The sequence below is a fragment of the Paenibacillus sp. PsM32 genome (assembly GCF_030433815.1).
Lineage (GTDB): Bacteria > Bacillota > Bacilli > Paenibacillales > Paenibacillaceae > Saccharibacillus > Saccharibacillus kyungheensis.
This window is the reverse complement of sequence record NZ_JARUWY010000004.1, coordinates 61397-83688: the sequence shown is the minus strand read 5'-3', so window position 1 is coordinate 83688 and position 22292 is coordinate 61397. Positions and strand designations below refer to the sequence as shown.

The following is a 22292-nucleotide window of genomic DNA, read 5'->3' as shown; positions in this document are numbered from 1 at the left end:
TACTGACTATATCGCATAGGTCATATTTACACAAAGAGCAAACATTTCTATCTTTATTTATAACGAATAGAAGCAAGATAAAAAAACGTTCCAGCATATAGCCAGAACGTTTTTTTAGTTTATCATAGGAGTTTTTGCTGTTGCTGTCATAATATCTGCAAATGCCCAATGAGATGCTGGAACATCTGACCAGTTCGACAATGTTGTACCCGTTGCAGGCGCTATCTTCAATACGCGATTGAACAAAGTGACTGCTTCTGCACGACTTAATGTCTGGTTGGGCTTGAATGTTCCATCTGGCATCCCTTGCATATAACCTGCTTGCTGAACCTGAGCAATCGCTACGGCTGCCCAGTGTCTTTGGGTATCTGCAAAAGTTGCTCCTGTTCCACTAAGCTTCATCCAACGCGCGATAACGGTTGCGATTTCAGCTCTAGTGATCGGACGCTCTGGTGCGAATGTATTTTTATCGTACCCTTGCATCCATCCTGCACTAGTTACTGCTTGGATCGCTTCCGTACTCCATTTGCCAGCGATCACATCTGTATAGTTTGGTGTCTGAGTAAGAACACTCGAAGACGATGCTAATTCCCCTCCCAGACGGAAAAGAATAGAAGCTAACTCCGCACGCGTCACTTTCCCGCCAGGTTGGAATGTTCCATTAGGATATCCTTGCATATACGATGTTGTTGCCTGCGTACTTTCTGTCCCTTTATCATTTGGTACAGAAGGATCAAGATGAACAATCGTAAATGTACTGAATTTGCTGACGTTAAATTGTAATCCGGACGGTGTATTGCCTTCAGATACTACTGTAGGTTGTACCAGCTCTTTGGTTCCATCGCTATGCTCAGTATAGATCATTAGATTGTTCACAAATGTCTGACGTTCTGTTGTCGATGTTGGTAAAGATTGCTGTGGTAAAGGAAGGACTAGATTCACAGGCTGTCCTTGTAGATTTGTATCGATCTCTACAGGAGTACCGATTACTTGTACAGTTCCACTGCCAATCTTAGCTTGCACCAGACGATCTTGTTGCACACGCTCAGTAACAGCTTGTTGATCGGTTGCTTTTTGCAAAGGATGTACTGTAAATTGACGATCTTCGCTCACTGTAGACAATGTAGATACAGGTAAGCTTAATCGTGCATGATTCGTATACACTTCTAGATTTATCCCGTTAGTTGCTAGAAGTTGAGCTGTTGCTTGAGGTAAGCCAAATTGTAATTGACTCACTTCATTGTTAGCATCCGGCATCACCAGACGTATAGTTGATTTACCTGTTGCTTTTACTTTTTGCACCGCTTCTTGTGCTTGGGAAGCTTCATAATTGACAGTGTCTTTTTTGGAGCCGTCTGCAAGTGTTGTGCGCTTGATCGTAATATTCGCTAATGACGTACTATTTTGCCCGCCATCTACATAAGCTGTGATATTCTCAGTCGCTACCGATGAACCACCACCGCCTTTACTGGAAGAATTACCAGTGTTTGGGGTAGGCTCGGGAGTTGGAGTTGGTGTTGGTTCTGGATTAGGGATAGGAGTAGGTGTTGGCGTTGAACCATCATCCGGTGTTGTAGCTTCTAAGTCGCGTGCAAAGGTCAGATAGAAATCATCTAGTGACCCCCATGCTCCACCGCCTGCTTGAATCGTCGCGCCTACCGTTAACATCCCATCGGTCACTTTAATCTCTTTCAGTTCTGGCTGATTCCATTGTACCCAGCCTTTAACACCTGTCTCTGCTTGTACTTCTTGTCCAATCGTTGATGCGAATAATGCCATGTTTGCATTTGAAGCATCGCCACCTTGAATCGCCATTGAAAGATCATAATAACCTGGCTTCAATCCTTGTACAGTCTGCTTCACTTGAAAATTCACACCATCTGCTGAATAGAAATGAAGCGAGTATTGACCGGATTTGGCATCTGAAGCTTTGTTCTGGAAATCGGTATGTGGTGTACTTCCATCGCCATACGCAATCTTCCACATACTGCGATCGCTTTGTTCGAATCCACCATTTAGCAGTAGATTAGGACGGCGAATATCCAGTACCGCTTTTGCAATATGTCCACCTGTCGTCGTACCTTGTATCGTATACTGACCTGCACCTTTACTAATTGCTTCTTGTAACGCTTGCTGATCCCAGCTTACCGATAACGTACCTGTACTACCATCGTTATAAGTGGCTGTGACTACCGTAGGTAATGTGATCGGATCACCTGCATTGACAGTGATATTCACAGTCTGCACCTGATCGACTTGGAGTGCTGCGACAGCTCCTGTATTTACATATTTGAATACATTGAGCGAAGGTAATGGATGACCTGCAAAATCAAACAACGCCTGATTATCGACAGCACTACCGCCATACCATTTACCTGCATCATCAGGATCGTATTCTGCGGCATAACTAGATGCCCAACCTGATCCATATTGTTCCCAAAGTTTTTTATTTTGCTCTAGATTTTCTTTCGATCCTACCGGTAACCATGCAGGCTCCCAGTAAAATACACCGATTCCTGCATCTCCAACTTGTGATACCGCTTGGATTACGTTACGCACCGATGTCGCTTGCCCTTGAACACTGATCGGGTAATCCAATGTCTGTCCAGAACTGCGAGGTGCTGTATTTTCATGTCCATCGCCATCTTCAGCAGTATACGCATAAGACGTTTCAGCCACCATTACTTTTTTGCCGTACGTATCAGCGACTTGCTTCAATACAGAAGTTAGATTGCTAAGTGTGCCATGCCAGAACGGATAATATGAACTAGCAAATACATCATAGTCTACCCCTTGTTCAGAAAGTGCTTTGGCATAAGACAGATAACGACCCGGTGTCTCTGGATTCGTAAAATGCAAAGCGATCAGAATATGAGGATCAACTGCACGTATCGCCTGACTGCCCTGGTTGAACAATTTGCTAATATTGACCCAGTTATTTTCGCCGATAAATGATTGGTTGGTCTCATTACCAACCTGTACCATGCCTACATCAACCCCTGCGTCAATAATCTGTTGCAGGCTAGTTTTGGTATACGTATAGACAGCTTGCTCTTTATCAGCGAGCGATAGATTTTCCCATGCTTTTGGAATATGTTGCTTGCCTGGATCTGCCCAGAAATCAGAATAATGGAAATCGACTAACAATTTCATGCCATTGGCTGTTGCTCGTTTTCCCATTTGGATCGCTTTGGTAAGATCATTATCTCCACCGCCATATCCTTTGCCATCCGCCGTATACGGATCATTCCAGATGCGCACACGAATATAATTCACACCGGATTGTTTTAACGTGGTGAATATATCTTGCTCGATCCCTTGCTCATTATAAAAACGCACTCCACTTTGTTCTAGTGAAATAATACTCGATACATCGACACCTTTGATAAAATCAGAATTCAATCCCTGTACTTTTTGCACAAAAATATCTGCTGTTACAGGGGTAGAAGTATCGGTACTTGTCTGCTTCAACTTCACTGCATCAAGGTATCCCCATGCTCCTGCTCCACCTGTGATTCTAGCTCCGATCTTGAGATTGGATGTCGGCTCGGTTAGCACAAATTTCAATGTTACTGTACCCCACTGATTGTAGCCTGTCGTGGCGACTTCTTTACTTTGCTCATTGCCTGCGAACAATTGAACATGACCGGCTTCTGTCCCTGTACCGCCCATCGACTGCACAGACAACTCGTAACTTCCAGCCGACAAAGTAGGTACGTTTTGACTGACAGTGACTTGTTGATCGGTTGTCGATTGATCGCTTACCCAATATTTGAACGCATACGTATCTTCTGCTGGTGTAATAAAAGAATCATTTGCATACGCATATTGCTGAATATCGACGAATTGCCAATCTGAAGCATCCACTTGCCAGGATTGATCACTCCAAAAGTCGCTTTCAAATCCTCCATTTTGGATCAATGCGTTGTTAGTAGTGTCTGCTGCTAGAGCAGGTGTAATGTGAATCGGTAATAGTCCGATTATCATAACGATCATTAACAACAATGAAGCTATCTTTTTCTCCCTTTTCAATTGCTTATCCCCTTCCGTTATTCCTATGTGTATATCTTCACATAAGCACTCATTTGCATTGTGAAGCGCTTACATATAGCTGTGATCACTATAGCATCCTCTTTTCACTAGCGACATGGGACGATTGCAACATTTTGTGTTTTTAGACAAGCATTTTAGTAATCCATATCATTCCTACGATTTTGATTGGTTATTTATGTAATTTTGATCAAAAAAAGAACCTTTCATCTGTAATAGATCAAAGGTTCTGCTGTATTTGATATCTTTTTTTATCCTACCTATTCGCATAGTAAGCCTAGCTGTGAAGCTATACTTTTTTAAAGACTTTGGTATCCATATCTAGCTCGGTTGCTGGATAATCGCTTAGACCTAACGTTTCGGAAGTTGACGCATGAATAGTCTGGAACAGGTCTGGATGTTCCGCTAATCTTTTACCATAAGAAGGAATCATATCTCTAAGCTTCGGTTCCCACTCTGGCATCCGTTGCGGGAAGCACTTCTGGAACAGATCGAGCATCACATGTACTGCGGTCGAAGCACCCGGAGAAGCTCCTAACAAGGCAGCGATCGATCCATCCGCCGCACTAACGACTTCTGTCCCGAATTGAAGTGTGCCTTTGCCATCCTCGGTGTCTTTGATAACCTGTACACGTTGACCTGCAACAACGATTTCCCAATCTTCGCTTTTCGCATTAGGAACGAACTCACGTACTTCTTCCATCCGTTTATCGTTTGACAGCATCACTTGTTGAATCAAATATTTGGTTAGTGCCATCTCTTTCGCACCTGCGGCTAACATCGTGAACAAGTTGTTCGGTTTGACCGAATTGATCAGATCCATATTTGAACCCGTTTTCAAAAATTTTGGTGAAAAGCCTGCAAACGGCCCGAACAATAATGCTTTTTTGTTGCCAATATATCGGGTATCCAAATGCGGTACAGACATTGGCGGAGCGCCCAATTTTGCTTTACCATACACTTTCGCATGATGTTGCTCAATCACTTCAGGATTTTTACATGACATAAAGACGCCACTCACCGGAAAGCCACCGATATGCTTGGACTCGGGAATACCTGTTTTTTGTAGCAACGGTAGACTACCGCCACCACCGCCAATAAAGACAAATTTGGCAATATGATGTTCTGTTGTGCCTGTGCTGATATTGTGGACTTTGACTTCCCAGCCACCTTCAGAAGCACGTTTGATATCTTTAATAATATGGTTATAGTGTATTTCTACATTTTTAGTTTTGAGATCTTCGAATAATATACGGGTTAATGCTCCAAAGTTCACATCAGTTCCGTAATCGATTTTGGTCGCTGCGATCGGTTCATTCGATGTACGACCTTCCATCATCAAAGGAATCCATTGTTTTAACTTATTTGGATCTTCTGAATATTGCATTCCTTGAAATAATGGATTTGCCGAAAGCGCTTTAAATCTTTTATTGAGAAAAGTAACATTACTTTGTCCTAATACAAAACTCATATGTGGAATTGGCTTGATAAAGTCTTGTGGTTGACGGATAATATTGCGCTTCACTAGATGAGACCAGAACTGCTTGGACAATTGAAATTGCTCGTTGATATTCACAGCTTTGCTAATATCGATCGATCCATCTGGCTTCTCAGACGTATAGTTCAGTTCACACAGTGCAGCGTGACCGGTTCCTGCATTATTCCATTCGTTAGAGCTTTCTTCTCCTGCACTGGCTAGCTTCTCAAACACTTTAATTTCCCATTCCGGTGCTAACTCTTTAAGCAATGACCCCAAAGTCGCACTCATGACTCCGGCACCAATTAAGATAATGTCTGTTTTTTTCGGTATGCTGTTCATAAAAACCTTCCTTTATCTCTTTATATTTGCAAAAAAGAGCAGGCGCTTCTATCCAGGTCATTCCAGAAGCAAAGCTCCACTCAGGAATATACGTTATCTGTATTCATTATAACCAAATTATCTTCTATTTAAAATATTATCGGCATGTATCTCTTCATTATAAACTATTTTGATCTGGTAAAAAATGAGAAGATTGACTGAAAAAGTCGTACAACTTAAAGTCTATCGGGTTACTTTGCTTTTGTCTAGCAACACCCTTCTTTTATTATGTTATATTATACATAATATGTAGGTCAAAAGGATACCCTAACTCGTCTAAGTTAGTCATGTATCCTTTATAATACAACGCTACCTTCTCTCTATCCTTAGACAGTTTGAGCAGGATATTTTAATAGAAATTGATCTCCAGTATCTTCTATTTCATATAGATAGCAACGGGATGCTGGCATGTCAAAAGGTCGGTGTAAAATTAACATCCATTGCTGATCAAACGTCTGGAACAGCATGCCGTGACCGCTATCTTCTTTCACTAATGGCTCCAGTTGTTCCCATGGACCTGCGAGTGTACCACTGATCGAACGAGCTATCGTCTGTACATAACTATTCCGTTCATAGCTTGACCATAGCATCATCAAATGTCCGCCAGATGTACGATATAACTGACAACCATCGGTTACATAGACTGTATCTTCTGGATGATCTGATATGTTTTGTTCACGATCCTGCTGAATCCATAGTGCAGAAGATGCTTGTAACAAAGTGATCGGCTCCCCTACAGCAGTAGACAAATCTTCGGTAAGACGTACCGCTTCAATCGTACCATCGATTGTCTGAATCCATTCATGGCAATAGACCATCCATGGTTGATTCTGTTCATCAATATATAGCGTACCATCTAATGTCATCTGGGTTGGAGAGACAACCGGAGACTCGGAATGGATCATTTCAAAAGGGCCTGTCGGTGAATCGCTCACAGCAATCACAGTGCCTCTCCAATGCTTGGCATAGCCTTGAACAGGTTCACCTTCTAACGGCCGATCCTGATGATGCAATGTCACAAATAAATAATAACGCCCTTGATAAGCGTGTACTTCGGGAGCCCATGCTCCATGTTGTGGATGTGCCCAACTATCTTCTGGTACTGTAAAGACCACGTAAGGCCCTTCCCAATGCTCCAAGTCTTGGCTACTATACGTTAATACTCCATAAGCTTCTACCCCATGTAGCGAAGGCACTGCGCCGGTATACAAATAATAGGTACCTGTAGATGTATCTGCCAGCACAAATGGATCATGAGCAGGAATATCAGTAAGCAGGTGACCTTGCTTCGGTTGACTTACATCACAAGCACTATTATAGACAGTCATAGCGATCAGCTCCTTTTATTGAACACGCTTTCAAATCAATAGAGAAGGTAATACAATAGACGCTTTAGAAACAGGATAACCATTCCAACAACGCCTATGTATTTTCATTATCTCTAATCAACTAGTATTACTTTACTATTTTTGCAAAGAATTGACCCATTCATCGACCGTCGATACTTCAGCTTGCATTGGAAATACTTTCTCGATCAGTACACGATGCACTTCAGGATCATTATCTATACACGCATCAGACAGAACATGTAACATAAAGTCTTTATCTGCACTTTCTCGCAACGTCGACAAAACCACTCCACTTGTCGCAATACCGCTCAGAATCAACGTATCAATCTGTTGAGCACGTAATATTACTTCAAGGTCACTGCCTGTAAAAGCACTGACTCTGCGTTTATTTAAGATCATATCTTGTGGCTGAGGCTTGAGCGAATCATGAATTTCCATCATTTCTTCTGGAACAGCAGATCCTCCACGCTGTGCGATCCCGCCAAACATTTTGTTACGCAGGCTAATCTCAGGATAACCTTCACGAAACGTCACCCGTACATAGATCACTGGAATATGATGCTCATGTGCGGTTTGCACAGCTTTTTGAAAAGGAAGAAGTTGCACTTCATCTTGTACATAACGGGAAACAATACTATTTTGCATATCCATCATAAGGAGTGCACGTTTACCTGTTGTACCCGACATTATTTATTACCCCTTTGTTATCGCATTAATAGATCGTTATCATGACTTCTTCTAATCCCATGATATATATAGATGTAAAATAGAATATTCTTCGAAAATTAGATAGGTTTACTACTTATTTAGCATTATACCGTAATAAAAGGCTTTTAGGTATACCGGATTTGTTAGATTGCTTGGGAGTCAATAAAACGATCAAAAAGCACATGCAAAGCCAGCAATACACTCCGGCTTTACATGTGCAATCATCTATCACATCTATACTTGATTCAATTGATTATTTAATAATGACATAATCCAAGTTTACTAATTTTGCATACGTTACGATTTGGTCTGTTGTAAGGTTCAACGATACAACTGTATGGTGACCGCCACCGTTTTCGATCCAAGCACGTACGCCATCTTGGAAGTTAGGTTTTACTTGCCATAGTACACGTGCTACCGGTAAGTTCGGTGCAGGAACTGTTGGTTCGAATGCAGATACTTCGTTGATTAGCAATTTGTAATGAGTACCAAAGTCAGCCATCGATACCACCACACCTTCGCCTGCTTTACCATCAAATACAAGACGTGCAGGATCTTCGCGATCGCCAATTCCTAATGGAGATACAACCACTTTTGGTTTGCTACTTGCTAGAGTCGGATCGACTTCCAACATATGAGATTGCAAGATCGCTTCTTGACCTGCTGCCATTTCATACGTGTAATCTTCCATAAAGCCTGTATTTTCGTTATGGCTCATCACTTTCATTAGACGATCCAATGCTGCTGTTTTCCAATCACCTTCACCTGCAAAACCATAACCTTGCGCCATTAGACGTTGCACAGCAAGACCTGGAAGTTGCTTCATACCATGCAAATCTTCAAAGTTAGTTGTAAATGCAGTGTATCCACCGTTATCTAAGAAACGCTTGATAGCGATCTCATAACTTACTTGTACACGTACACTTGCTTCCCAAGCTTCTTGACTATACGTACCATATTCGAAGTCATATAACTCTTTGTATTCTGCAAGTAGTGCATCGATTTCTTGTTCAGTCACAGCATTTACATATTCAACAAGATCGCCAATACCGTAGTAATCGACTGTCCAGCCAAATTGAATTTGTGCTTCGACTTTGTCGCCTTCGGTTACGCCTACATTACGCATATTGTCGCCAAAGCGAGCAACTTTGATATTAAAGCTTTCGTTATAAGCAAAGGCAACATCCATCCAGTCAGCGATCTGCTGTTGTACTTCTGGACGTTCCCAGTAGCCGACAACGATTTTGTTTTGTTTGCCCAGACGAGCATTGATAAATCCATATTCACGATCACCGTGTGCCGCTTGGTTCAAGTTCATAAAGTCCATATCAATTGTAGACCAAGGAATACTTTCATTATATTGTGTTGCCAGATGAAGCAACGGTTTTTGTAGCAATTTTGTACCACGAATCCACATTTTTGCAGGAGAGAATGTGTGCATCCATGTGATCACACCTGCTACTTCGTCACGGTAGTTAACTTCTTTCATAATGCTTGTGATTTTATCTGCGGTTACAGCCAAATCTTGCAATACCAATGGATACGGCAATACTCCGCTTGCGTTTAAAGAATCTGCGATTTTTTGAGCATTCGCTTTTACCTGTCCCAATGCTTCTTCTCCGTACAAATGCTGTGAACCGACTACGAACCAAAATTGTTTAGTTGCTGACATATCATTTCATCCTCTTTTCATCATTATATTAGTGAGCGTTATTTACAAGTGAGTTAATTGAAAAAATCTAGTGTATAAAGAGACCTGTATATATAGTTACTTTAATAAATCATCATAATCTTGTACTCTCTACATTCAAAAAGATTCCAGTGGATTACTTTTGACCGTAATAAGCGTCTTTACCATGTTTGCGTAGGTAATGTTTGTCCAAAATATTCTGTGGCAATTCTTTCGCAAAGTTGTTCAATTGACGTGCATATAGATTCATTTTGCAGACTTCTTCCAGTACTACACTGTTCACTACAGCAGACTTCGCATCTTTACCCCATGTAAATGGTGCATGACCGTGAAGCAATACGGCTGGTATCGCCATCACATCAATTCCACGTTGTTCAAATGTCTCAATAATCACATTGCCTGTCTCTGCTTCATAGCCGCGATCAATCTCTGCTTGATTCAGAAAGCGTGCACAAGGCACAGCGCCATAAAATGTATCTGCGTGGGTTGTTCCCATTACAGGAACATCCAGACCTGCTTGCGCCCAGATTGTTGCCCATGTAGAGTGGGTATGCACAATGCCGCCGATTTGCGGATAATGCTTGTACAGAACCGCATGAGTCGCTGTATCGGAAGAAGGTCTCATATCGCCTTCGACTACATTGCCATCCAGATCGACAACGACCATATCGCTAGGTTTCATCGTCTCGTAATCTACACCGCTTGGCTTGATGACAAATAGATTACTTTCACGATCGACAGCACTTGCATTACCCCATGTGAATTTGACCAATCCATGCTTCGGTAATTCCAGATTCGCTTGATAGACTTCTTCTTTTAACTGCTCTAACATGCTTAATTCCTCCCATTCTCTAACAAATGATCTACAGCCGCTTGTTCAATAGCCAGTCCCTGCTGGTAACGTTCGATAAATGCTTCAAATCCTTTGACATCCGATGCATCCGGTTGTACTTGTTCACCGACAACATCATGGAATACTTTTTGCTCCAAAAAGACATCTAGACTTTCCTGTTCGTCTTTGTTGATCATGTATGAAGCAAGTAACGCCATTCCCCATGCGCCACCTTCGCCAGCCGTAGCCATAACTGAGATCGGAACATTCATAGCGGCTGCCACGATTCGCTGTCCGACTACAGGCGTTTTGAACAGACCACCATGAGCGAGAATACTATCAATAGCTACATTTTCATTTTTCGTTAAAATATCCATCCCGATCTTCAATGCACCGAATGCAGAGAATAGATGAGTACGCATAAAGTTCGCTAGATTAAAGCGACTTTCTGGTGAGCGTACAAATAACGGGCGACCTTTTTCGATACCTGTAATATTTTCACCGGAATAATAACCATAGCTAAGCAGTCCGCCACCATCTGGATCAGCTTCAAGTGCTTTGTTAAACATCACGCTGAACAATTTGGCATTATCAGCTTCATATCCCATCGCTTCGGAAAATTCACGGAACAATCCTAACCATGCATTGATATCACTAGAACAGTTGTTAGCATGTACCATACCAACAGGGCTACCATCTGGTGTGGTTACGATATCGATCTCTGGATGAACTTTAGACAATTCTTTTTCCAGTACGATCATGGCAAATACTGATGTACCTACCGAAATATTACCGGTACGCTTTTTGACACTATTCGTTGCTACCATACCTGTTCCAGCATCGCCTTCTGGCGGACAAAATGGAATACCTGACTGTAGTGCTCCTGTCGTATCGAGCAATTTAGCGCCTGCTTCTGTTAATAGACCGGCTTGTTCGCCTGCACGATACACAGTAGGAAGCAAATCTTCAATCTTCCATGCGTACCCTTTATCTGCAATCAATTCGTTAAATTGAGTCAACATCGATGGATGATAATTATGAGTCGCTTCTTCAATCGGGAATATGCCGGAAGCATCGCCGATACCGACTGCTTGATTGCCTGTTAACAACCAGTGTATGTATCCAGCTAATGTTGTTAGAGAAGCAATCTGAGGCAAATGATCTTCTTGATTCAAAATCGCTTGATATAGATGCGCAATACTCCAACGTTCAGGAATATTGAACTGGAACAATTCGGTTAATTCTTTGGCTGCGACACCTGTAGTCGCATTACGCCATGTACGGAAAGGAACCAGTAATTGCCCTTGTTGATCCAGTGCTACATAGCCATGCATCATCGCTGAGAATCCAATTGAGCCTACCGTCTGTAACGTGATTCCATATTGACGCTCTACTTCTTGCTTCATTTCACGATAAGCTGTCTGCATCCCTGTAATAATGTCTGCTTGATCGTATGTCCAGAATCCGTCTTTTAGTAGATTTTCCCATTCATAACTCCCCGAGGCGATCGTCTCAAATTGCTTGTTGATCAATACCGCTTTGATTCGGGTAGAACCAAATTCAATCCCGAGCGAAGTCTCGCCACTCATAATCGCTTCTTTCATATCCACATGACTCATGCTCATGTAGTCCCCTCTCTTCTTGCAGTCTGGTGTTACTACGATTGCTGTGCTGAATAAAGCATATATTTCCGAACAAAGTCGCTACGTTATCTATAAGTATGGTAATCTCCAATATTCTTTTTAAAAAGAATGCGTTTTCTTTTTGTAACAGTTACAGTATATTTTTTGTACGTACATTTGTCAATGTGATATGTATTTTTTGATCATAAAAAGAATAAAAATAGGTCTTTATGTTGCAGTACAAGTAAGAAAGATCATCTTGGATATTCCTTTCTAAAATCTTAAATCAAGTAAAAATGCGCTAAAAAAGCCTTTTTAACTCTTTTATTAACGTATTTAAGATCATTTATAGCTTTCTTTCTAGTATTTCTGAACAAGTTTTACGATAGACAAAATATGTACGTACAAGTTAGAGATATTGATCTGTAATTGTCTGTTTATGGGCAAATAAAAGAAGCATCAAAGAGATACTATGTCTCTTTAATGCTTCTGAATATTAAGCTTATATATACCTAGTCATGCCAGCGATTATTCTTCAGCCACCAGCACCGACATTAACGCTAATGCTTCTTCATGATCCGGTTCAAGAACAAGCAATTGCTTCAAGTACTCTTCTGCTTGATCCATCAGATCGAGTTCCAGACAAGCAATCGCCAGACAATAATAGACCGTCGATACCACTTCATCTTGCTCTTGAGCAACCGATATTTCTAGATATTGCTTCGCTTCTTCAAACATATCCATTTCAAATAAAATCAGACCAGCATCCAGTGCCAGATCATACCGCTGTGGCATCACATAGAACGATGACCACATTTTCTGAATGCCCATCCAGAGGTCTTTCTTTTCCTCGTCATTGGCTTCTGGCAATAATGCTGAGAGTTGCTTGGTGGTCTGAATAAAGAATTCAGCATCATACCCACCTAAGCGCCAAAAACTTAAAATCTGTTGCATACCTAGCTCATCCAGATGGCGATCAATCCACATTTTCAGACTAAAGAAATCATCCGGTCCAAAGCGTTCAACTGAACGACGATAAGCTAATCGTGTATTCGTATAGGCTTTGGGCTGACCTACATGTAAAATACAACCTACATTAATATTGTTGTAATGATGAGGAACGAATAGGATTTCAGCACCTTTTTGCTGGAATACATATTGCACCGCATGGTAATTCGCGATTAATGAAAAGCTACCATGCAACACCAGTTCAGGCGGTTCTGCAAACTCCCAATTTTCGATCAAATGATCTCCTTTATCAGCAGTCAACAACATAAATCCTGATTGAGATAACGCATCCAGACGATCCAGACATTCGAGTCCTACTTTGGGAAATAAAATATGTGCATCTTCCAGACGTTCTTGATAAATGGCAATCAGATCACGATAGATATAATCATCTTGCTCATATTCCGGCGCTTTGCGGTATTCATAACTTAAATGAATATGATTCAGTTGTTGCGATGTAGTCAGCGCTTCAAATTCTGCGCCTGTTTTGGAATATTCGATATATACATCTGCTTCATAAATACTACCTTCATCCACATAGATCAATTCTTGCGGAATCGCATCGAAAAAGTAGTTTGCAATAATCAGTAATGGCTGCGTAAGATCCCCTTGCTTAATCACCTGACCCGATACAGTTAGATGAAGTGCATCACTTTGCATCGCATCAAATGGAGCAAAATCAAGAATCCCTTGCTCAATAAATGGTTGTAAAGCAGGATGCTCTCTCCACCCGATCACATTGTTCATCGCTAGATCGGTCATCACATAATGATACTCTGGCAGATCGATCCCGGCGTATTCTTTAAGCTTTTGCAATTCATATAACACATGGTACGCCAGACGACCTGCGCCTGCACCCAATTCTACAATATAGACAGGTTCTGCCCCTAATCCTTGATTCATCTGATCTTGTAAAAAAGCAAAAATCATTTCCGCATAAGCAATAGCTGTTGCTGGATTGCTGGTGATATATTGCGGAACCTGATCGTTTCTCCATGCTTCTAATCCTGCATCTTCGTAATATTTGCGTTGTAGACTCCATATCGGTGCTTCACTAAAACGGTAACGTTGTTGGTGCTGTTCTGTCATTTTATAATATCCTGCTTTCTTGAAATTAATCATTTACGATTTCGTGGAAATATCTATAAATATATTGTAAACCACTACCTGCTTGTGATGTAAAAAAGTTTATTATACCAATGCATACATACTTTAGCGAAAAGAGAAGAATTATCGCGGATTTCCTTGTAAAATTGCCATTTTTTTATTGACACTATAGAAGATAAAACGCTATATTGTTGAGGTTGATAATCATTATCATGTATTACATATCTTTATATTTCATTTGAGTTTACTCATTTAAGATAATCAACACCACATTAGTGATAAAGTGCTACGACCGATACGGATCGAGTACGAAAGGGGATCATTATGAATACTAGACAGAAGTTATCTTTTACCGCGGTACTGATCTTAATGTTGTCGATTGTTGCGCTTGTTGGTTGTTCCAACAATCAAACAGCATCTACAACTACTCCAGCTCCAACAGAATCGACCACTACGGAGACTGCTACACCGGCAGATACGACACAATATCCGATTGTAATCAAGCATGCGCTTGGCGAGACAGTGATCGAAAGCAAGCCTGAACGTGTAGCTACTGTACAATGGGCGAATCAGGATGTAGCTCTTGCGCTTGGCGTTGTGCCTGTAGGGTTTTCGGCAGCGAACTTTGGTGTTCAAGACGGTAGCGGGCTTTTGCCATGGACAGCCAAAAAGCTAGATGAACTTGGCGTGAAAAATCCAAACGTTTTTCAGGATACCGATGGACTTGATTTTGAAGCCATTTCCGATTCTAATCCAGATGTGATTCTGGCTGCTTACTCCGGTATTACGCAAGAAGATTACGATACACTTAGCCAGATTGCGCCTGTTGTCGCTTATCCAACTGCTCCTTGGGCAACCACGTGGCGTGAACAAGTTCTACTAAATGCAACAGGTATGGGCATGAAAGCTCAAGGCGAACAATTGATCAAAGATACCGAAAAATTAGTGAATGACAAGTTAAGTGCCTACCCGCAAATCAAAGGTAAAACTGTTGTGTGGGTAAATTTCTCTGATACCGATATGTCGAAGCTTCATATCTATACACCTGCTGATTCGCGTGTCGCTTTCTTAAAAGAATTAGGTATGGAAGCACCTGCAAGTATTACGAAAGAAATCAAAGATCCTAAAAGCTACTCTTTAAGCTTGAGTGCTGAAAATGCAGAAGCATTAAATGATGCAGATATCTTAATCGGCTATGGTGATGACAAATTGTATCAAGCCGTCAAAGCTGATCCATTGTTAGGCAAAATTCCTGCAATCCAAAGAGGTTCTGTAGCGTTTATTACAAGCGATACACCTTTGGTTGCTGCTGGAACACCTAATCCACTTTCGATCTCCTACACCATCGATGAATATTTGAAATTAATCGGTGCTGCTGCTGATAAAGTAAATGGATAGTTCAACTCTTTCTCATGATAAACAGGTACATTCACATCTACCTAAACATTTCATATGGGTGCTGATTAGTTGCTTGGTCTTACTGATTCTCACTATTGTTGCCTCACTGGTCTTAGGTTCACGATCAGTGGGGTGGCATGAATTAATAAATGGTTTATTTCATCCCAATGTCGATACCTATGGCGCTAATATCGTACGCAAACGAATTTCTCGTACCGTATTCAGCTTATGTTGCGGAGCAGCACTGGGTGTATCGGGAGCATTAATGCAAGCTGTTACCCGTAACCCGATTGCTGATCCTAGTATACTGGGAGTCAATACAGGGGCATCGTTGTTTGTTGTATTCGGGATTGCTTTTCTCAATATTAGTCATGCTGGTCAGTATATCTGGTTAGCACTGGCGGGAGCGGCGATCACAGCGGTATTCGTATTTGGAATCGGCTCGATGGGGCGTGGCGGCGCTACACCGATCAAGCTTGTGTTAGCAGGAGCAGCGACCAGTGCAGCACTTTCTTCACTCGTTACAGCCATTATGATTCCTCGTTCGTATGTAATGGATCAATTTAGATTCTGGCAAGTGGGTAGCGTCGGCTCTGCCAATTGGAGCGCGATTGCTACCTTTATCCCGTTTTTGGCGGTCGGATTGTTAATCGGTCTGATCACAGCACCTGCACTGAACGCACTTGCACTCGGTGATGATGTTGCTACAGGACTCGGTGTACGCACCGGAACATTGCGATTCATCGCGGCATTAGCAGGGGTTCTATTATGCGGAGCGGCTACAGCATTGGCAGGCCCGATAGGCTTTGTCGGCTTACTGGCTACTCATGTCATACGGCTAATTCTGGGAGCTGATTTACGATTGGTGATCCCGATGTCGGCGATTACAGGCGCTATTATTTTGACGGTATCTGATGTCGGCGGCAGACTGATCAGTAACCCGGGTGAGCTTGAAGTTGGTGTAGTCACTGCATTTATCGGTGCTCCTATCTTAATCGTCTTGGCGATGCGCTCGAAAGTACGTTCACTATGAGCCAGTCTGCAATTGAATTTATCCAAGCAGGTAGACGTCAACGACACCGCCGCTGGTTGCTTGTGACCGGACTGCTTGGGATACTTGCTGTGGTGCTTTGCTGCGCTATGCTTGTACTGGGAAATACAATCTATCCTCTTGAAGATGTACTTCGTGCACTATCAGGGGAAAAGATCAAAGGCGTTTCATTTGCTGTCAGTACGATTCGTTTGCCACGTATGTTAGCAGGTCTTTTTGCCGGGTTTGCTTTTGGCGTAGCTGGCTATACTTTTCAGACCATATTACGCAATCCACTGGCGAACCCGAATGTGATCGGGATTACGTCAGGTGCAAGCGCAGCAGCCGTATTTTGTATTGTTATTCTTCATGCTAATAACGCAGTTATCTCGATGGCTTCAGTGATAGCAGGGTTAATGACAGTTATTTTTATTTATATCTTATCTAGAGGTAAAGTCTTTTCCATCGGGCGCTTAATTTTAGTCGGTATTGGGATTCAGGCGATGCTAGATGCGGTGATCTCTTATCTGCTACTTATCAGTGCTCAGCAAGATATTCCGTCCGCCCTTCGGTGGTTAACAGGAAGTCTGAATGGTTCACAGATGCGTGAATTGCCACCGCTGATTATTATTGTGCTGATCGGTGCGCCGCTGATTATGGGGCTTAGCAAACATTTGAGCATTTTAGAATTGGGCGAACAATCTGCTTTTTCTTTAGGTGTAAATACAGATATGACACGAATTGTGCTGATCGTTAGCTCGGTATGTATGGTAGCCATTGCAACAGCCACTACAGGGCCAATCGCTTTTGTATCATTTCTAGCCGGACCAATTGCCAAACGATTAGTCGGTGTAGGTTCATCCAATATTCTGCCCGCAGGGTTAGTCGGCGTTAATCTTGTGCTAGCAGCCGATCTGATCGGACAATTTGCTTTTGAGTACAGATTCCCCGTAGGTATCATTACCGGATTACTCGGAGCGCCTTATCTCATCTTCTTGCTTATCCGAATGAATCAAAAGGGGGAACTATAATGAAGCCGACACATCTATTTCAAGCAGAACAATTAGTCGCAGGTTATGAACATAAAACCGTTATTCATGGCGTAGACCTGACGATACCCAGTCATCAGATCAGTGTCATTATCGGCTCAAATGGTTGCGGTAAATCGACGCTACTCAAAACACTGGCACGATTGATTAAGCCAACATCCGGTCATGTTACTTTGGATGGTAAGCCGATTAGCAAATTCCCTGCTAAATCGTTAGCACGTATCATTGGACTGCTTCCCCAGTCGCCTATTGTGCCTGAAGGAATTTCAGTAGCTGATCTGGTTGGACGAGGACGGTTCCCTCATCAGAAAATGTTCGGAAGCTGGAGCAAAAAAGATTATGAAGCTGTTGCAGAAGCGATGACCATTATGGATATCACGCAATTCGCTAATCATAATATCGACGAATTGTCTGGTGGACAACGTCAACGGGTCTGGATCGCAATGGCACTCGCTCAACAAACAGATATTTTATTTTTGGATGAACCGACTACTTTTCTAGATATTACGTATCAAGTAGAGATTCTCGATCTACTAACCGATCTGAATCGCAAGCATGGTACTACTATCGTAATGGTACTTCATGATATCAACTTATCTGCGCGCTATGCGGATCATATGTTTGCTCTTCATACCGGCAAGCTCGTTGCTCAAGGTACACCTGCGGAAGTGGTTACCAGTGAGCGGGTGAAAGAGATTTTTGGATTGGATTGTACTGTAATTCCCGACCCTATCTCTGGCTCACCATTAGTCGTGCCAAAAGGACGGTATCATGCAAGTGGAGCTTTAAAATAGATTCTGTAATTCATCCAATTCAAAATAGTAAGCTAGTTATAAGCAGATTTTGTTTATTCTTTACTACTATTTCATAATAAAAACCTTATAAATAAGCTAGAAAATTAAATTTATCAAAAATAGGATTACTTCTTAGTAAGAAGTAATCCTATTTTAAAGAAATAAAAACTTATTTTAATGAACTGGCAATATTTTTTAATTGATCTTCTGTATAAATTTTACTGCCTGAAGCAAACAAAGTATAAGACAAGCCATCTTGTTCCCAATCTAAAATCTGTGTTACACCATTATTTAAATAATTTGTTTCTAAGTTATTTTTAACAAGTTCACCTTTTTGAATTGAAAAATTATTAGATGTTGGTATTACACTAGCATTACTGGCTTTTAAAGTTATATAGTCTGAATTCTCTTCACTCAAATAAGTAACCTCAGTAGCGTCTATTTTGCCAATTTTTGATTTTTGAGAATATACATCTTTTATCTGAAAAGGTAAAAATGAAGGTAACTTCATTCCTAATGAATTATTTCCTAAAGCTTTTGTTCCATACACACTTTCAGAAACAGTAGTAGATTTCACTAAAGAGTCCTCATTATTATTTTGAGGCAATAAACTCGCACTAGATACAGAAATTTGATTAGCTTGTGTGTAAGTTCTACAAAAAGCTGCTGTTGCACCTGTACAACTGATTGATGGCATATTTTGAATTTCTAAAACTGATACTGGACTTTTATAAGATGCAGGATAATAACCTGCAGTTTTATTAATTCCAGTAGTGACACTACTATAATCCCATAAATGATATCCATAATGATCATTATCTGTAAACAAAAGACGATTGTTATAATTATCTGTAACGTAATAAGATTTGTATATAGGATCCCCACGCGTAACACTTGGCTTCCAAGTTGTAGTTATGTAGTTTATGTGATAAGCGTCAGTTGCATTAACATAATCAGAAAGAGTATTTTTAAAATTTACAAAATCATCAATTTTAGATAATGAATTAGCACAGGTTAAACTTTTACCTATACCTACACTACAGAGTTTATCAGAATCACTTGCTAAAGCTTTTGAAGCATAGTTTCCTCCTAACAACAAAATAGCAATAAATCCTAAACAACAAACAAATTTTAAAACTCTAATTTTCAAATCAGTACAACTCCTTTTTTTATTTTTTATTACATAAAAAGGATATCATACATTTAATTGTATTTGAATATTGAAAAATTTATTTATTTTGTATATAATATGGGTTAAACTTAATTATAGATAGAGGTGCTTAATGATTATAGGATTTATTATTATACTTATTGTAACCTTAACTCCCTTATTTTATCGTCAAAATCAGAGATTACGAGTAATAGAAGAAAAATTGAATCGTTTAGATGATAAAAATATTAAATAATCAAAACTTAATTCATAATCATGAATTAAGTTTTGATTTGTTTATAGAATCATTATATTTAATATGAATAAATTCTAATTATGCTAAAAATAACCTCTTTAATAAATCACTTCTAAATTATTCCTCTCCATCGATGTGCTTTGCCGTATTCCTGTTCTGTATAATACCAGATCACAAAATCCAACCATTCAGATGATCGTTCTACACTCACTTTATGAAGTGTCTGGCGTATATTTTCTTGATACAAATAAATAAGTACCGGTTGAAGTGGCTTAATGATATCGCTCAGCTCCAGAATATACTTCGTAATTACGGCTTGATCTGCGTTATTTTTTGCTAATAACATACACATTGGATTTTGAAAAAAACAACATTCTACAATAACTACTTCATCGGTAGATACTAATCGCTCTGCAAAATCTCTCCAACTCTGTAACATCAATTCGCAATGTCGAGCTAACGATAATTCGTAAATATCATAAGTCGCTATATATGTATATAGATCATCTGCAAAAGTATCTTGTAATATCTGTTTTGCTTTTTTGTACGAGAAAAAATAATTGTAGCCCTCAACACGAACCATCTGCTGAATACATTGTTGGTCATATGCAAACTGATGCAATAATAAATTGTACTCTTGTTCATTCAGACAAGAGACACCTTCAAAATCAATCGGATGATCGAGGTCTCCTTCCAAAAATACATTTACTTTCCTATGCTGTTGTTCTACATATTTCCCGATAAAAGAAGCTGTAGAGGTTTTGCCTGTCCCCATCAGACCTTCGACAATAATCAACTGAGTATTCTTCATATCTGCTCCTCTCCTACTGTATTCCATTCAATCATACCACTTTGGTGTAGATCATAGAAAAAGAAGTAATCCAGCACAGATATCATGCCCAAATTACTTCTTTTTATTTGGATCATCAAGTAGTAAATCTATCTATAATGACCTTTACTTATTTTAAAATCAGCAAGCGATCATCGTTCTTTTCTGGTGTTCCGCCTGCGGTATTGTTAGTAATCACATAAATCTTACCGTTATGGATCGCTACATCACGTACACGTCCGACATCGGTTAAGATATCAGTCATTTTTTTGGAGATAGGATCGAATTCTTTCAGACTTTTGCCTGCCAGTGTAGCGACAAGTATTTTATCGTCTGGAGTCGTCGCGATACCGGATGGAGCAATCGCTTTGGAACTAGCTACATAGAGCGGTGAAACCATATTTGGCGCTGTTTCGGTTCCCATAATCTTAGGCCAGCCATAGTTGGAACCTGGCTTAATTAGATTCATTTCATCTAGTCCTGTGCGATCGGTGCCACCGCCTGGTATTGGTGCACCACTTGGCCCATGATCGGATGCATACAATTTGCCATCAGATGTCCATGCGATCCCTTGCGAGTTACGTAGTCCATAAGCATAGACGTATGAATTTTTGATCGGGTTGTCTTTGGGAACTTTACCTGTAGACGTCATCCGTAGAATCTTGCCACCCAAGCTATCCAGATCTTGAGAAAGCTCTCTGACATTGGTCTCACCGGCTGTACTATACAGCATACCGTCCGGCCCAAAAGCTAAACGTCCACCTTCATGAATACGTCCGCCGGGAATACCTTCTACCAATTTACTTTGCTCTTTCCAGACGTTGCCAACTAACTTCACTTTAACGATTCGATTGAATCCTTGTCCATTTTTCTCATACGCATGATAAATATATGCCATTTTATTTTTAGTAAATTTAGGATCAAGTACAAATCCTGTCAATCCTGCTTCGCCTACAACACGAAGTGGCTTTTTGGTTTGCACTTTTTGTACGGTTTGCTTCCCATTCTTAATCTGTACGATACCGCCACCACGTTGTGTGATATACACCGTATTGCCAGAGAACTGCATAGACCACGGTACATCTAGCTTCGTTCCTGCTACTGTGTAGCCACCTTTTAACGCGCTGGTAATTTTGGATGGAGTAGTTGTCGATGTTGTAGCAGCGATTGCTGTTTCTGATGAGGATATAGATGGTATGATACCTGCGACAGTAGATAGCGGTAGAGCAATCAATACGGCTACCGTTAATGCTTTCCCTTTTGATTTCATATTAAACATTATATTCCTCCTCTTCCTTTTAGTTGTTCTTTACCCGTTGGAGGTGTGTTTAATCGGGAAAAGATAAGGAAATCGGCAAAAATACTTAAAAATCCATCGTCATATTCACATAGATACATAAAAAAATTCACTCTAATTGTTAAGAAGAGATTACTCCTATAAATAATCTACATTCACTTTCTAGCTATTCCACATTACACAATTTGTGTATACCACTAAAAAGACAGATCATCTTTAAGATAATCTGCCTTTTCAAAGTAATAGAGCATTATTTTTGATTTAT

At 40.6% G+C, this 22292-nt stretch carries 15 protein-coding genes; 4 read left to right on the top strand and 11 right to left on the bottom strand.

The window, feature by feature from the left end; all coding sequences use genetic code 11:
* Window positions 1–114: 114 nt before the first annotated feature.
* The 8 genes from QCD85_RS10405 to QCD85_RS10370 all read right to left on the bottom strand — a co-directional run bounded on the left by QCD85_RS10405 (window position 115) and on the right by QCD85_RS10370 (window position 14206).
* Window positions 115–4032: a glycosyl hydrolase 53 family protein gene (locus tag QCD85_RS10405; protein ID WP_441005618.1), complete on the bottom strand. Its 3918-nt coding sequence runs from the start codon at window positions 4030–4032 to the stop codon at window positions 115–117.
* Window positions 4033–4339: 307 nt separating this feature from the next.
* Window positions 4340–5869, bottom strand: coding sequence for a malate:quinone oxidoreductase (locus QCD85_RS10400; protein ID WP_301262538.1), 1530 nt, complete (start codon window positions 5867–5869; stop codon window positions 4340–4342).
* A gap of 365 nt (window positions 5870–6234) precedes the next feature.
* On the bottom strand, window positions 6235–7236 hold the full coding sequence (locus QCD85_RS10395) for a glycoside hydrolase family 43 protein (RefSeq protein ID WP_301262537.1): 1002 nt from the start codon (window positions 7234–7236) through the stop codon (window positions 6235–6237).
* A 135-nt stretch (window positions 7237–7371) separates the two neighbouring features.
* Window positions 7372–7944 (bottom strand): cysteine hydrolase, encoded by a 573-nt coding sequence (locus QCD85_RS10390; RefSeq protein ID WP_301262536.1) that lies wholly within the window; start codon window positions 7942–7944, stop codon window positions 7372–7374.
* 274 nt (window positions 7945–8218) lie between these two features.
* On the bottom strand, window positions 8219–9637 hold the full coding sequence (gene araA / locus QCD85_RS10385; RefSeq protein WP_274171365.1) for an L-arabinose isomerase: 1419 nt from the start codon (window positions 9635–9637) through the stop codon (window positions 8219–8221).
* A 154-nt stretch (window positions 9638–9791) separates the two neighbouring features.
* Window positions 9792–10487, bottom strand: a complete 696-nt coding sequence (locus QCD85_RS10380; protein WP_301262535.1) for an L-ribulose-5-phosphate 4-epimerase — start codon at window positions 10485–10487, stop codon at window positions 9792–9794.
* A 2-nt stretch (window positions 10488–10489) separates the two neighbouring features.
* Window positions 10490–12106, bottom strand: coding sequence for a xylulokinase (locus QCD85_RS10375; RefSeq protein ID WP_441005617.1), 1617 nt, complete (start codon window positions 12104–12106; stop codon window positions 10490–10492).
* Window positions 12107–12637: 531 nt separating this feature from the next.
* Window positions 12638–14206, bottom strand: coding sequence for an SAM-dependent methyltransferase (locus QCD85_RS10370; RefSeq protein ID WP_301262533.1), 1569 nt, complete (start codon window positions 14204–14206; stop codon window positions 12638–12640).
* A 342-nt stretch (window positions 14207–14548) separates the two neighbouring features.
* On the opposite strand from QCD85_RS10370, the gene QCD85_RS10365 reads away from it, so the two are divergent.
* From QCD85_RS10365 to QCD85_RS10350, 4 genes are read left to right on the top strand one after another with little or no spacing between them, the layout of a single operon-like run.
* Window positions 14549–15622, top strand: coding sequence for an iron-siderophore ABC transporter substrate-binding protein (locus QCD85_RS10365; protein ID WP_274171362.1), 1074 nt, complete (start codon window positions 14549–14551; stop codon window positions 15620–15622).
* The gene (locus tag QCD85_RS10360) at window positions 15615–16655 is read left to right on the top strand and encodes a FecCD family ABC transporter permease (protein WP_301262532.1); all 1041 of its coding nucleotides are present in this window, start codon (window positions 15615–15617) and stop codon (window positions 16653–16655) included. The genes QCD85_RS10365 and QCD85_RS10360 overlap by 8 nt, the downstream gene beginning before the upstream one ends.
* Window positions 16652–17683: a FecCD family ABC transporter permease gene (locus QCD85_RS10355; protein ID WP_273614255.1), complete on the top strand. Its 1032-nt coding sequence runs from the start codon at window positions 16652–16654 to the stop codon at window positions 17681–17683. The genes QCD85_RS10360 and QCD85_RS10355 overlap by 4 nt, the downstream gene beginning before the upstream one ends.
* A complete protein-coding gene (locus QCD85_RS10350; RefSeq protein ID WP_301262531.1) occupies window positions 17683–18495 on the top strand; it encodes an ABC transporter ATP-binding protein in 813 nt (270 codons plus the stop codon). The genes QCD85_RS10355 and QCD85_RS10350 overlap by 1 nt, the downstream gene beginning before the upstream one ends.
* 169 nt (window positions 18496–18664) lie before the next feature.
* Here the strand turns inward: QCD85_RS10350 and QCD85_RS10345 are convergent, their stop codons facing one another.
* The 3 genes from QCD85_RS10345 to QCD85_RS10335 all read right to left on the bottom strand — a co-directional run bounded on the left by QCD85_RS10345 (window position 18665) and on the right by QCD85_RS10335 (window position 22009).
* Window positions 18665–19645 (bottom strand): hypothetical protein, encoded by a 981-nt coding sequence (locus tag QCD85_RS10345; RefSeq protein WP_301262530.1) that lies wholly within the window; start codon window positions 19643–19645, stop codon window positions 18665–18667.
* A 368-nt stretch (window positions 19646–20013) separates the two neighbouring features.
* A complete protein-coding gene (locus QCD85_RS10340) occupies window positions 20014–20712 on the bottom strand; it encodes a hypothetical protein (RefSeq protein WP_301262529.1) in 699 nt (232 codons plus the stop codon).
* A 148-nt stretch (window positions 20713–20860) separates the two neighbouring features.
* Entirely contained in the window at window positions 20861–22009 is a 1149-nt protein-coding gene (locus QCD85_RS10335; RefSeq protein WP_301262528.1) for a PQQ-dependent sugar dehydrogenase, read from the bottom strand.
* Between the last annotated feature and the right edge of the window lie 283 nt (window positions 22010–22292).